The organism is Pseudomonas sp. CFBP 13710, from assembly GCF_014842235.1.
Lineage (GTDB): Bacteria > Pseudomonadota > Gammaproteobacteria > Pseudomonadales > Pseudomonadaceae > Aquipseudomonas > Aquipseudomonas baltica.
Genome location: NZ_JACYVJ010000011.1, coordinates 115,403 through 128,378, shown reverse-complemented (window position 1 = coordinate 128,378; position 12,976 = coordinate 115,403). Strand labels below are relative to the sequence as shown.

General features: G+C 62.7%; 6 protein-coding genes. 5 read left to right on the top strand and 1 reads right to left on the bottom strand.

Features of this window, described 5'->3' with window-relative positions; genetic code table 11:
* Nucleotides 1–205: 205 nt before the first annotated feature.
* The 3 genes from recC to recD are packed head-to-tail and all read left to right on the top strand — an operon-like array spanning nt 206 to nt 9,455.
* Nucleotides 206–3,685: an exodeoxyribonuclease V subunit gamma gene (gene recC / locus IFT44_RS18820; RefSeq protein ID WP_192176401.1), complete on the top strand. Its 3,480-nt coding sequence runs from the start codon at nt 206–208 to the stop codon at nt 3,683–3,685.
* A complete protein-coding gene (gene recB, locus IFT44_RS18815; protein ID WP_192176400.1) occupies nt 3,682–7,377 on the top strand; it encodes an exodeoxyribonuclease V subunit beta in 3,696 nt (1,231 codons plus the stop codon). Before recC ends, recB begins: the two co-directional genes overlap by 4 nt.
* A complete protein-coding gene (gene recD, locus IFT44_RS18810; protein ID WP_192176399.1) occupies nt 7,374–9,455 on the top strand; it encodes an exodeoxyribonuclease V subunit alpha in 2,082 nt (693 codons plus the stop codon). Before recB ends, recD begins: the two co-directional genes overlap by 4 nt.
* A 28-nt stretch (nt 9,456–9,483) precedes the next feature.
* Here recD and IFT44_RS18805 read toward each other — a convergent pair whose 3' ends face one another.
* Nucleotides 9,484–10,419, bottom strand: coding sequence for a LysR family transcriptional regulator (locus IFT44_RS18805; RefSeq protein ID WP_122480251.1), 936 nt, complete (start codon nt 10,417–10,419; stop codon nt 9,484–9,486).
* Between the two features lie 100 nt (nt 10,420–10,519).
* On the opposite strand from IFT44_RS18805, the gene IFT44_RS18800 reads away from it, so the two are divergent.
* A complete protein-coding gene (locus tag IFT44_RS18800) occupies nt 10,520–12,046 on the top strand; it encodes a CoA-acylating methylmalonate-semialdehyde dehydrogenase (RefSeq protein ID WP_122480250.1) in 1,527 nt (508 codons plus the stop codon).
* Nucleotides 12,047–12,055: 9 nt separating this feature from the next.
* Nucleotides 12,056–12,946: a 3-hydroxyisobutyrate dehydrogenase gene (gene mmsB, locus IFT44_RS18795; protein WP_122480249.1), complete on the top strand. Its 891-nt coding sequence runs from the start codon at nt 12,056–12,058 to the stop codon at nt 12,944–12,946.
* The last annotated feature ends 30 nt before the right edge of the window (nt 12,947–12,976 follow it).

The window sequence follows — 12,976 nt, the reverse complement described above, 5'->3', positions numbered from 1 at the left end:
GTCAAGATTCAATTCCGAAACCCCTATCTGCGTAAGCAGGTAGGGGTTTTGTCTTTTGTGCGGCATTTTTTGTAAGACCCCTCCTACTTATCAATTCAACATTCAGCTGTCTCTTACAGACGGGGCAGATCCGGCTGGCTCAACTCGCAAAGCCACATCTGATAAGGTTGAACCTTGATTCACGCTTACCTCAAGGACTTCGCCCATGTCGGCTGTGTCACCCCTTACCCCCGGTTTCATGGTCGTACACGGCAATCGTCTGGACGAACTGCGCAGCCTTGTCGTGAGCTGGATGCGCCTGTACCCACTGCGTCCTCTGGAAAATGAAATCATCCTGGTGCAGAGCAACGGTATCGCCCAGTGGCTCAAACTCGCGCTTGCTGCGGACGAAGGCCCGGATGACGAGGGCGGCGTAGGCATTTCTGCGGCGGTAGACGTGCAGTTGCCGGGTAGTTTCATGTGGCAGTTGTATCGAAGCGTACTGGGGCAGGACCAGATCCCGTCGTCCTCGCTGCTCGACAAGGCGCCGCTCACCTGGCGCTTGATGCGTCTTCTGCCGCAACTGATTGACCAGCCCCATTTCGAACCCCTGCAGCGCTTCCTGCTCGACGACAACGACCTGCGCAAGCGCTACCAGCTGTCCGAGCGTCTGGCGGACCTGTTCGACCAATACCAGGTCTACCGCGCGGATTGGCTGCAGGACTGGGCGGAAGGCAAGCATCAGCTGCGCAATGGCAGGGGGCTGAGCAAGCCTCTGCCGACGGGCAACTGCTGGCAGGCGGAACTGTGGCGGGCACTGCTTCAGGATGTCGGCTCCGAAGGCATGGCGCAAAGCCGGGCAGGCGTGCATCAGCGTTTCATGGAGGCGGCAGCGGCGCTGGATCGAGCGCCGTCAGCGCTACCCTCGCGGGTCATCGTGTTCGGTATCTCTTCATTGCCTGCACAAGGTCTGGAAGCCCTGGCGGCGCTGGGTCGATTCAGCCAGGTGTTGTTGTGTGTGCACAACCCCTGTCGGCATCATTGGACGGATATCGTGGCGGACAAGGACCTCCTGCGTCATCAATACAAGCGCCAGGCTCGCAAGCAGGGCATGCCAGTGGTGCTGGACACCGACAGCCTTCATCAGCATGCACACCCATTGCTAGCTGCCTGGGGCAAGCAGGGCCGTGACTACATCAATCTGCTCGACAGCTATGACGATCCCGCCAGCTATCAGTCGGCGTTTCGGGATGGTCGCATCGACCTCTTCAGCGAAAGCGAGCCACAGCATCTACTGGGTCAGTTGCAGGACGACATTCTGGAGCTGCGCCCTCTGGGTGAAACGCAATCCACCTGGCCACCCGTGGATATCAAGACCGACAAGAGCATCCGCTTCCACGTCGCGCATGGTGCGCAGCGCGAAGTGGAAATCCTTCACGACCAGTTGTTGGCACGGTTCAGTGCCGATGCCGGACTGCGCCCCCGTGACGTGATCGTGATGGTGCCGGATATCGACAGCTATGCGCCGCACATTCGCGCAGTGTTTGGCCAACTGGACCGGGAAGACCGCCGATTCATTCCCTTTACGCTGACCGACCAGGGGCAGCGCGGGCGAGATCCTCTGCTCATAGCGGTCGAGCACCTGCTCAAGCTGCCGGACAGCCGCTTCCCTGTGAGCGAGATCCTCGACCTTCTGGACGTACCTGCCCTGCGGCGTCGGTTCGCGATTCAGGAGCGTGATCTGCCGACCTTGCGTCGCTGGATCGAAGGCGCAGGCATTCGCTGGGGCCTTCACGCGGCGCACCGCCAGCACCTGGGCTTGCCGATCGAGCTGGAACAGAACACCTGGCGCTTTGGGCTGCGGCGAATGTTGCTCGGCTATGCTGTCGGAACCGGTGTGGGCTGCAGTGATATCGAGCCCTACGACGAGATCGGCGGCCTGGACGCAGCGCTTATCGGCCCGCTGGCAGCGCTGCTGGATGCCCTGGAAGTAGCCTGTCAGCAACTTGATCGCGCGGTCAGCCCGGCCGAGTGGGGTGTGCGTCTGCATCAGATGCTGCAGTTGTTCTTCACTGCCGACACCGAGCATGACGAGTACCTGCTCAACCAGCTCGAAGAGCTGCGTGAAGAGTGGCTGCAAACCTGCGAAGCCGTGGGACTGGTCGAAGCATTGCCGCTGACGGTGGTGCGTGAAGCCTGGCTCGCGGGGCTGGATCAGGGCCGCTTGAGCCAGCGTTTTCTGGCGGGCTCCGTCAACTTCTGCACCTTGATGCCGATGCGTGCAATTCCATTCAAGATCGTGTGCCTGTTGGGCATGAATGATGGCGATTACCCTCGGGCGCAACCACCGCTCGATTTCGACCTGATGGGCAGCGATTATCGCCCCGGTGACCGTTCGCGGCGCGAGGACGATCGCTATCTGCTACTGGAAGCACTGCTCTCGGCCCGCGAACAGCTGTATATCAGTTGGGTTGGACGCAGTATCAGAGACAACAGCGAACGGCCGCCATCGGTACTGGTCGGGCAACTACGAGATCATTTGGCCAATGGCTGGAGGCTGTCGGGCGATGAGGCGCTGGACAACTCGGCAAGGGGGGAGAAGCTATTGCATGCGCTCACGCTGGAGCATCCCCTCCAACCTTTCAGCGCCCGGTATTTTCATCAGGGCAACCCAGCTCTTTTCAGCTTTGCAAGGGAGTGGCAGCACTTGCATGCGCAAGTAGTGGCACCCCATGCGCAGTCGCCTCTGCAGGCTCATCGTCAGGACGAGCCGCTGAGCGTGGCTCAGTTGCAGGACTTTCTGCGCAATCCTGTCAGGCATTTCTTCAGCCAGCGGCTGAAAGTCTTCTTCGAGTCGGCGGAAAAGCCTGTGGCCGACATAGAGCCCTTTGTGCTCGATGCGCTGGAGCGTTACACGCTCAGTGACAGCCTGCTCGGTGCCGGCATGGCCAGTGCCGACGCCATTGCCGAGACGCTGGAAAGCCATGCGCGCAAGTTGCAGGGCAGCGGCCTGTTGCCCATGGCCGAATTCGGCACTCGGTTGCGCGAGGAGTTGATCGAGCCACTGCCCGATCTGCTCGAGCGCTACCGTCAGTTGCTCGTCATGTGGCCGTCGCGACTGGACAGTGCCCTGCCGATCACTTTCCAGGCCCAGGGCGTCGTACTGGAGGGATGGCTGGCGGGTGTCTACCAGCGTGAAGACGGCAGCTACCTCAGCGTTTCAGCGATTGCCAACGCCATTGGCGGCGTGCGCTCGCGCAAATGGCATCGGCTGGTACGCCCTTGGGTCTTGCACCTGGCATCCTGCGCCGTTGGATTGCCGCTGACCACTGCGGTAGTTGCCAGTGACGATACCCTGCTGCTCGAGCCACTGCCCCTGGACCAGGCTCGGAACGCCCTGAGCGATCTGCTGCTGGCCTGGCAAGCGGGCATGACCCGGCCCCTGCCGGTAGCCGTGAAAACGGCCGTGGCCTGGCTTTCGCACACCGATGAGGAAAAGGCTTTGGTCGCAGCACGCAAAGCGTACGAGGGCGATGGTGTGACGAGTAATGGCGAGCGTCGGGAGGCGATGGCACTGATGCGCCAGTTCGCTGATTTCGATGCCTTGATGGACGGGGAAGAATTCGAAGGCTGGGCGCAAGCCTTGTACCAGCCCATGCTGGAGGCGCCCTGGAGATCGGTCGATGACAGGGAGGCTCGCTCATGACATCGCTCGAACGTCCACTGGCATTGGCTTTTCCGCTGCGTGGCAGCCAATTGATCGAAGCCAGTGCTGGCACCGGCAAGACATTCACCATTTCCGCACTCTATCTGCGTTTGATACTTGGCCATGGTGGAGATATCAACGGCTTCGGGCGCGAACTGCTGCCTCCGCAGATCCTGGTAGTGACCTTCACCGATGCCGCAACCAAAGAGCTGCGCGAGCGCATTCGGATCCGTCTGGCCGAAGCCGCGCGGTTTTTCCGAAGCGAAATAACGGCACCGGATGCGCTCGTCGAGCAGTTGCGCGACGAATTCGAACTTGGCCAGTGGCCGGCCTGTGCCAGCCGACTGGATATCGCTGCCCAGTGGATGGACGAGGCTGCCGTTTCCACGATTCACAGTTGGTGCCAGCGCATGCTGCGCGAACACGCGTTCGACAGCGGCAGCCTGTTCACCCAGAGCCTGGAAACCGATCACAGCGAACTGCTGGGCGAGGTGGTGCGCGACTATTGGCGGCGGTTCTATTACCCGATGCATGGCGCTGCGCTGGATTGGGTGCGGGCTCATATTGGCGGGCCTGCGGCATTGCTTGGTCGGGTGCGGGGGCTGTTCGCGCATGTACAGCAAGATGCATCGGGCGATGAGCCCGGCCAGTTGATCGACCGCTGTCTGGCCGAGCGTGAGCGAGCCTTGGTCGAACTCAAGGAACCTTGGCCTCAGTGGGCCACTCAGTTGCGTGAAATCTGCCTGCAGGCGGTGGCGGCCAAGGCAGTCGATGGCCGCAAGATGCAGGCACGCTACTTCGAACCCTGGTTTGAAAAGATCACCGCCTGGGCTACGGATCCAAACCAACACGACCTGGATATCGGTACCGGTTTTACCCGCTTGACCCCCGACGGCATGGCCGAAGCCTGGAAAGGCGATGCGCCGGAGCACGCCGGCTTGCACGCGATGGTCGAGCTGCCTGCGGCACTGGCGGCTTTGCCGACGCCTGAGAGCGCGGTTCTGAGGCATGCAGCGCAGTGGATCGGCGCGCGCTTCGAGGAAGAAAAGCGCCGGCGTGCCGAGATGGGCTTCGACGACATGCTGGTGCGGCTGGACCGGGCCTTGCAGGGCGCTGGTGGTGAACAGTTGGCCGAGCTGGTTCGTGAACAGTTTCCCGTGGCCCTGATCGATGAGTTTCAGGATACCGATCCGGTTCAGTACCGCATCTTCGAACGCATCTACCACATCGAGCGAAACGAGCAGGAGACCGGCCTGTTCCTGATCGGTGACCCCAAGCAGGCGATCTACGCCTTTCGGGGTGCCGATATCCATACCTATCTGCAGGCGCGTCGGGCAACCGAGGGCAGGCTGCATACGTTGGGTACCAACTTCCGCTCTACCCAGGCCATGGTCGGCGCGGTCAACCATATGTTCATGCAGGCCGAGCAGCGTGCGCAGGGGCGAGGTGCATTCCTGTTCCGCCAAGGCGATGACAACCCTGTGCCATTTCTGGATGTGCGGGCCCAGGGGCGCAAGGAGTCCTTGATCGTGGACGGGCAGGCCGTACCGGCCTTGACGCTCTGGCATCTGCCCAGCGACCAGCCCGTTTCCGGCGTCGCGTACCGCAAGGCGCTGGCCAGTGCCTGCGCGGCGGAAATCGTGCGTCTGTTGAATGCGGGGCAGGCTGGGCATGCCGGTTTTCAGGTGGGGGAACGCAGGGTCAGCGGTATTCTGCCGGCCGATATCGCCATTCTTGTGCGTGATGGCAAAGAAGCCCAGGCCGTGCGTGCTGAGTTGACCAACCGTGGAGTCCGCAGTGTGTACCTGTCGGACAAGGACTCGGTATTTGCCGCTCAGGAAGCCCATGACTTGCTCGCCTGGCTGAAGGCGTGCGCCGAGCCTGACTCGGAGCGGCAACTGCGCGCCGCCTTGGCGAGCGTCACACTGAACCGCTCTTTGCACGAGTTGGAGCAATTGAACCTGAGCGAGCTGGAATGGGAAGCGCGGGTCATGCAGTTCCGTGGCTATCGAAACATCTGGCGCACCCAGGGCGTGCTGCCGATGCTGCGCCGCCTGCTGCACGATTTCGACCTGCCATTGGCGCTGATCGGCCGCGACGATGGCGAGCGTATCCTGACCAACCTGCTGCACCTGTGCGAACTGTTGCAGCAGGCGTCCAGCGAGCTGGACGGTGAGCAGGCGCTCATCCGTCATCTGGGCGAACAGCTGGCACTTTCCGGCAGTGCGGCGGAGGAGCATATCCTGCGTCTGGAAAGCGACGAGCAGTTGGTCAAGGTGGTGACCATCCACAAGTCCAAGGGGCTCGAGTATGCGTTGGTCTTCCTGCCTTTCATCTGCAGTTGCAAACCGGTCGACGGCAAGCGATTGCCGTTGGTTTACCACGACGCGGCTCACCGCGTGCAATTGACGCTCAACCCTACATCCGAACAGGTGGCCTTGGCCGACGACGAACGTTTGGCCGAGGACCTGCGCTTGCTTTACGTGGCCCTGACCCGGGCTCAGCACGGCTGCTGGCTCGGCATCGCCGACCTCAAGCGCGGTGCGACCAAGGAGTCGGTGTTCCATCGTTCGGCCATCGGGTATCTGCTTGGCGGCGGGCAGCCGCTTGCCGATGCAGGCCAGCTTGCGAGTTGGCTGCAGGCGTCGAGTGCGGGGTGCGCAGACATCGTGAGTGTGCCAGTGCCAGAGGTGGACGATAGCCGTTACGTACCCTTGCGCAGCGACGCCGCGCTGCTCAAGGTGCGCCTGCCAAAGCGCAGTGCGCGGGAGAACTGGTGGATAGCGTCCTACAGCGCGTTGCGCATCAGCGACACGTTGGGCGCGGATGATGACCAGGCGCCCGACAGCGCTCTCGAGCAGAAACTGATGGACGATGAGCGCCTGGACGCGCAGGTGCCGCGCGAGGTGCCGGCCACCAGTGGTGACATTCACCGTTTTCCCCGTGGCCCCGGGCCGGGCACTTTTCTGCACGGCTTGCTGGAATGGGCAGGGCGCGAAGGTTTCGCCAGCGTTGCCGCGGCCCCGGAGCGACTGGCCGACAACGTCGCGCGGCGTTGCAGTCGACGCGGCTGGAGTGGCTGGATCCCTACCCTGGACGACTGGTTGCGGCGCTTCATCGACGAGCCATTGCAGCTTGGGTCCGAACGAGCCCCGGTACGCATGGCCGATCTCGACCAATACCAGATCGAGATGGAGTTCTGGTTCGCCAGCCACAAGGTCGACGTAAGCCGTCTCGATACCCTGGTTCGCCAGTACACGCATCCCGGCGTGCTTCGAATGCCAGCCGAAGGCGCCATGCTCAACGGCATGTTCAAGGGCTTCATCGACTTGTGTTTCGAGCACCAGGGGCAGTATTACGTTGCCGACTACAAATCCAATTGGCTGGGTCCGGATGATGCCGCCTATACCCACGCTGCGATGACAGAATGCATCCTGGCCAACCGCTACGACCTGCAATACGTGCTGTACCTGCTCGCCCTGCACCGCCAGTTGAAGGCGCGGCTGCCAGGGTACGACTACGACGAACACGTGGGCGGTGCGGCGTTCGTGTTTCTGCGCGGCATTGGGGCGCCCAGCCAGGGCGTGTACTTCACCCGGCCACCCCGTAAGCTCATCGAGGAACTCGATGCGCTGTTCAAAGGCGGACGCCGTGATGTCCAGGCCGACCTGTTCGAGGAAAGTGCGCCATGACCCGCTCGTTTGCCGACCTGCTGCCCACCCCTCTGGATGCACACAGCCTTGCTCAGCTGCAGCCCCGAACACGCACGGCCGACCTGTTGGCGTTGCTCGAGCGCTGGGTGGAGCGCGGTTGGCTGCGTGCGCTGGACAAAGCCTTCGTAGCGTTTCTTGCCGACCTCGACCCGCAGGGCGACCCTCTCGTATTGCTTGCTGCCGCCCTCGCCAGCCACCAGCTGGGGCATGGGCATGTCTGCCTGGATCTGGCGGCGACGCTGCAGGCACCGGATTTTGCCTTGTCCCTGCCACCCGAGGGCGACTTGCAAGGGGGCGTGGCCCTGCTGCCATCGCAGTTGCTTCAAGGCCTGGGTGCCGAAGCCTGGCTTGCCAGCCTGGCCAACAGCTCCTTGGTGGGGAGCGCAGATGACCCGACAGGCAGCTCGCCTCTGGTGCTTTCGAGCCAGCGCCTGTACCTGCGTCGTTACTGGGCGTACGAGCGGCGTATCGGTGATGCGCTGCGTCAGCGGCTGGCCGCGCGCGAGCCGGTACCGGAGGACCTTGCGCAACGTCTGACGCAATTGTTCGGGGCCACCGACGGGGCTCGGATCGACTGGCAGAAACTGGCTTGCGCACTGGCCGTACGGGGTGCTTTCAGTATCGTCACGGGCGGCCCGGGAACGGGCAAGACCACCACGGTGGTGCGCCTGCTGGCACTCCTGCAAGGGCCCGCGGTGGCGCAGGACAAACCGCTGCGTATTCGGCTGGCGGCACCGACCGGCAAGGCAGCGGCACGGCTGACCGAGTCGATCAGCTTGCAGGTCCAGAGCCTGCAGGTGGACGCCGCAATCAAGGCGCGTATTCCGAACGAGGTGACCACGGTTCATCGCCTGTTGGGTAGCCGTCCGGGCACGCGGCATTTTCGTCATGATGCAGCCAACCCTTTGCCCTTGGACGTACTGGTGGTGGACGAAGCCTCGATGATCGACCTCGAGATGATGGCCAACCTGCTCGATGCGCTGCCGGCCCATGCCCGGCTGGTGCTGCTGGGCGACAAGGACCAGTTGGCCTCGGTCGAGGCGGGTGCGGTGCTGGGCGACCTGTGCAGCCAGGCCGAGGCCGGCTACTACAGCCCGGCGACGCGCGCCTGGTTGGAGCAGGTCAGCGGCGAGGACCTCGCACGCAGCGGGCTGCTCGAAGGCAACGAGCATGATCACGCCCTGGCGCAGCAGGTGGTCATGCTGCGGCACTCGCGCCGATTCGGCGAGGACAGCGGCATTGGCCAGCTGGCAGCCAGGGTCAATTTGCAGGACGCCGATGGCGCGCGTGCCTTGCTGCAGGAAGGCCAGTATCCCGATGCTCATTGGCTGCCGCTCAAGGGCGAGCACGATGTGGCGTTGCTGCGCCTGCTGCTGGACGGACACGGTCGCAACGCCGACGGACCACAAGGTTATCGACGTTATCTGGAGCAGATCGGTACCTCTCGGCCGCCGGCCGACACACGTCTGGAAGATGAAGCTTGGGCCACCTGGGCCCGTGGGTTGCTGAACGCGTTCGATGAGTTCCAGTTGCTGTGCGCCGTGCGCAAGGGGCCTTGGGGTGTGGAAAGCCTGAACGCTCGCGCGACCCAGGCCTTGACCCATGCGCGCCTCATTGAGGGTGGCCAACCCTGGTATGAGGGCAGGCCCGTATTGATGACACGCAACGACTATGGCCTGGGCTTGATGAACGGCGACATCGGCATTGCGCTGATGCTGCCCGAGGGTGGCGAGCGCGATCGAATGGTGCTGCGCGTGGCCTTTCCGCGCAACGACGGGCAGGGGGGCATCCGCTTCGTGCTGCCAAGTCGCTTGAATGACGTCGAGACGGTCTATGCGATGACGGTGCACAAATCCCAAGGGTCGGAGTTCGCGCACACGGCGCTGATCCTGCCTGATGCCTTGAATCCGGTATTGACCAAGGAGCTGATCTACACCGGTATCACGCGGGCCAAGCATTGGTTCACCTTGATCGAAACCCGCAGGGGTGTGTTCGAAGAGGCTGTGCGGCGCAGGGTCAAGAGACTCAGTGGGCTGATGCTCGAGTGGAAGTCGTGAGACGTGCGTGACGCGGCTTGCGCCGCTGCTACAGGGGCTCGGTGGTGCGCGAGTGTCCCATCAGCAGTGCAGCGTTGCGGTCGGTGACGTCGCGGATGTAATCCCACAGCAGGATGATCCGCTTGAGCTTGCGCAGGTCCTCCCGGCAGTACATCCAGAACTGCCGAGTGATATCGACTTCTTCGGGCAGGACTTCCACCAGGCGTTCGTCCTGCGCGGCGAGGAAGCACGGCAATATGACCAACCCATGCCCCTGGAGCGCTGCGGTGTACTGGGCAATCACGCTGGTGCTGCGCAGCCCGGCGTTGACGTTGGGCAGCAGTTTGTTCAGGTACAGCAGCTCGGAGCTGAAGGCCAGGTCGTCGACGTAGCTGATGAACCGGTGCTCGCTGAGTTGGGCGCTGCTTTCGATGGGGGGATGACGATCTAGATAGGTCCGCGTGGCATACAGCTTGAGCCGATAGTCGCAGAGTTTGCAGCAGACGTAGGGCCCATGTTCGGGACGCTCCAAGGCGATGACGATATCGGCTTCGCGTTTGGACAGGCTGATGAAGTGCGGCAGCGGCAGGATATCGACCGAGATGGCCGGGTATGTGTCGACGAAGTGGCTGAGCTGCGGGGTGATGAAGAAGCTGCCGAAGCCTTCGGTGCAGCCCATGCGGATATGCCCTGACAGCGCCACGCCGGACCCGGAAACCTGCTCGCAGGCCATGTGCAGGGTGCTTTCAATCGACTCGGCCGAAGCGAGCAGGCGCTGCCCTTCGGCAGTGAGGACGAAGCCTGTGGTCCGCGACTTCTCGAACAGCAGGGTACCCAAGGCATTTTCCAGCGAGCCGATGCGCCGCGATACGGTGGTGTAGTCCACGCCCAGGCGCTTGGCCGCGATGCTGGCCTTGCGCGTACGAGCCACTTCGAGAAAGAACTTGAGATCGTCCCAGTTCAGGCTGCTAAGGTCTTTTTGCATGTTGGACCGGCTTTATTGTGAGTTCTTGTTAGATGTTTGCAGCATCTATACTCCATCGCAGAACCGTCTCGCCACAACAATAAATACGCGGAGGTCATCCATGAACGTGTCCGTTCAACCGAATGCCAGCAAGATCGACGATGTAAAACTGCTGATCGATGGGCAGTGGGTCGCCTCGACCACCCAGGAATGGCGCGACATCGTCAATCCGGCCACCCAGCAAGTGCTGGCGCGGGTGCCCTTCGCCACGACCGACGAGGTCGATGCTGCAGTAGCCGCCGCGCAGCGTGCATTCAAGACCTGGCGCCTGACGCCACTGGGTGCGCGCATGCGCATCATGCTCAAGCTGCAGGCATTGATCCGGGAACATTCCAAGCGCATTGCGCAGACCTTGAGTGCCGAGCAGGGCAAGACCATTGCCGATGCCGAGGGCGATATCTTCCGCGGCCTGGAAGTGGTCGAGCATGCCTGCTCCATCGGCAGCCTGCAGATGGGCGAGTTCGCCGAGAACGTCGCCGGTGGCGTCGATACCTACACGCTGCGTCAGCCCATCGGTGTGTGCGCGGGAATCACGCCGTTCAACTTCCCGGCGATGATTCCGCTGTGGATGTTCCCCATGGCGATCGTCTGCGGCAACACCTTCGTGCTCAAGCCTTCGGAGCAGGATCCGCTGTCCACGGTCCAGCTGGTGGAGCTGGCATTGGAAGCAGGCGTGCCGCCGGGTGTATTGAACGTGGTGCACGGTGGCAAGGACGTCGTCGATGCGCTGTGCACCCATGCCGACATCAAGGCGGTGTCGTTCGTCGGTTCGACCGCTGTCGGCACCCATGTGTATGACCTGGCCGGCCGGCATGGGAAGCGCGTGCAGTCGATGATGGGCGCGAAGAATCACGCCGTGATATTGCCGGACGCCAACCGCGAGCAAACGCTCAACGCCCTGGTCGGCGCCGCCTTCGGTGCAGCCGGGCAACGTTGCATGGCCACATCGGTCGCCGTACTGGTGGGCAAGTCGCGCGAGTGGATTCCCGATATGAAGGCGCTGGCGCAAAAGCTCAAGGTCAACGCTGGCAATGAACCGGGCACTGACGTCGGCCCGGTGATTTCCCGCCGTGCGCTGGAGCGCGTGACGGCCTTGATCGACAGTGGCGTCGAGGAAGGCGCGACGCTGGAACTCGACGGTCGCGGTGTGCAGGTGCCTGGCTACGAGCAGGGCAACTTCGTTGGCCCGACCTTGTTCAGCGGTGTCACCACGGACATGCAGATCTATACCCAGGAGATTTTCGGGCCGGTGCTGATCACCCTGGAGGTGGATACCCTCGACGAAGCCATCGCTTTGGTCAATGCCAACCCGTTCGGCAACGGCGTGGGTTTGTTCACCCAGAGCGGCGCGGCGGCGCGCAAGTTCCAGAGCGAGATCGACGTGGGCCAGGTAGGCATCAACATCCCGATTCCCGTGCCGGTGCCGTCGTTCAGCTTCACCGGGTCGCGCGGTTCCAAGCTTGGCGACCTGGGGCCCTACGGCAAGCAGGTGGTGCAGTTCTACACGCAGACCAAGACGGTCACGGCGCGCTGGTTCGACGATGACAGCGTGAACGACGGCGTCAACACCACCATCAACTTGAAATAGGGCATTGCCATGAACATTGCTTTCATAGGCCTGGGCAACATGGGCGCGCCCATGGCGCGCAACCTGCTCAAGGCAGGCCACACGCTGCATGTGTTCGATCTGAACCAGGACGTACTGGCGGAATTGGCGCAGTTGGGCGGCCACGTCAGTGCTTCGCCCAAGAACGCCGCTGCCCAGGGCGAACTGGTGATCACCATGTTGCCGGCAGCGGCGCACGTGCGCAGCGTCTACCTGGGTGAGGAAGGCGTGCTTGCTGGCATTCGCGCGGGTACGCCAGCAGTGGATTGCAGCACCATCGATCCGCAGACTGCGCGCGATATCGCTGCCGCAGCCTCCAGGCAGGGCGTTGATCTGGCCGATGCGCCTGTGTCGGGCGGCACCGGTGGCGCTCAGGCGGGTACCTTGACCTTCATGGTCGGTGCGTCGGCGCAATTGTTCGGCCAGCTGCAGCCGGTGCTGGCGCAGATGGGCCGCAACATCGTCCACTGTGGCGAGGTCGGCACCGGACAGATCGCCAAGATCTGCAACAATCTGCTGCTGGGCATCTCCATGGTCGGCGTGTCGGAAGCCATGGCATTGGGCAATGCCCTGGGCATCGACACACAGGTGCTGGCGGGCATCATCAACAGCTCGACCGGGCGTTGCTGGAGTTCGGATACCTACAACCCCTGGCCGGGGGTCATTGAAACAGCGCCCGCGGCCCGCGGGTACAGTGGAGGGTTCGGCGCCGAGCTGATGTTGAAGGACCTGGGGCTGGCTACCGAAGCGGCGAAGCAGGCACGCCAGCCGGTGATTCTGGGGGCGGTGGCGCAGCAGTTGTATCAGGCGATGAGTTTGCGGGGAGAAGGGCAGCTGGATTTTTCTGCGATCGTGAAGGCGTATCAGCGTCCTGCTGAGTAACACGTTCACATAGCAACCGGGGGAGAGTAC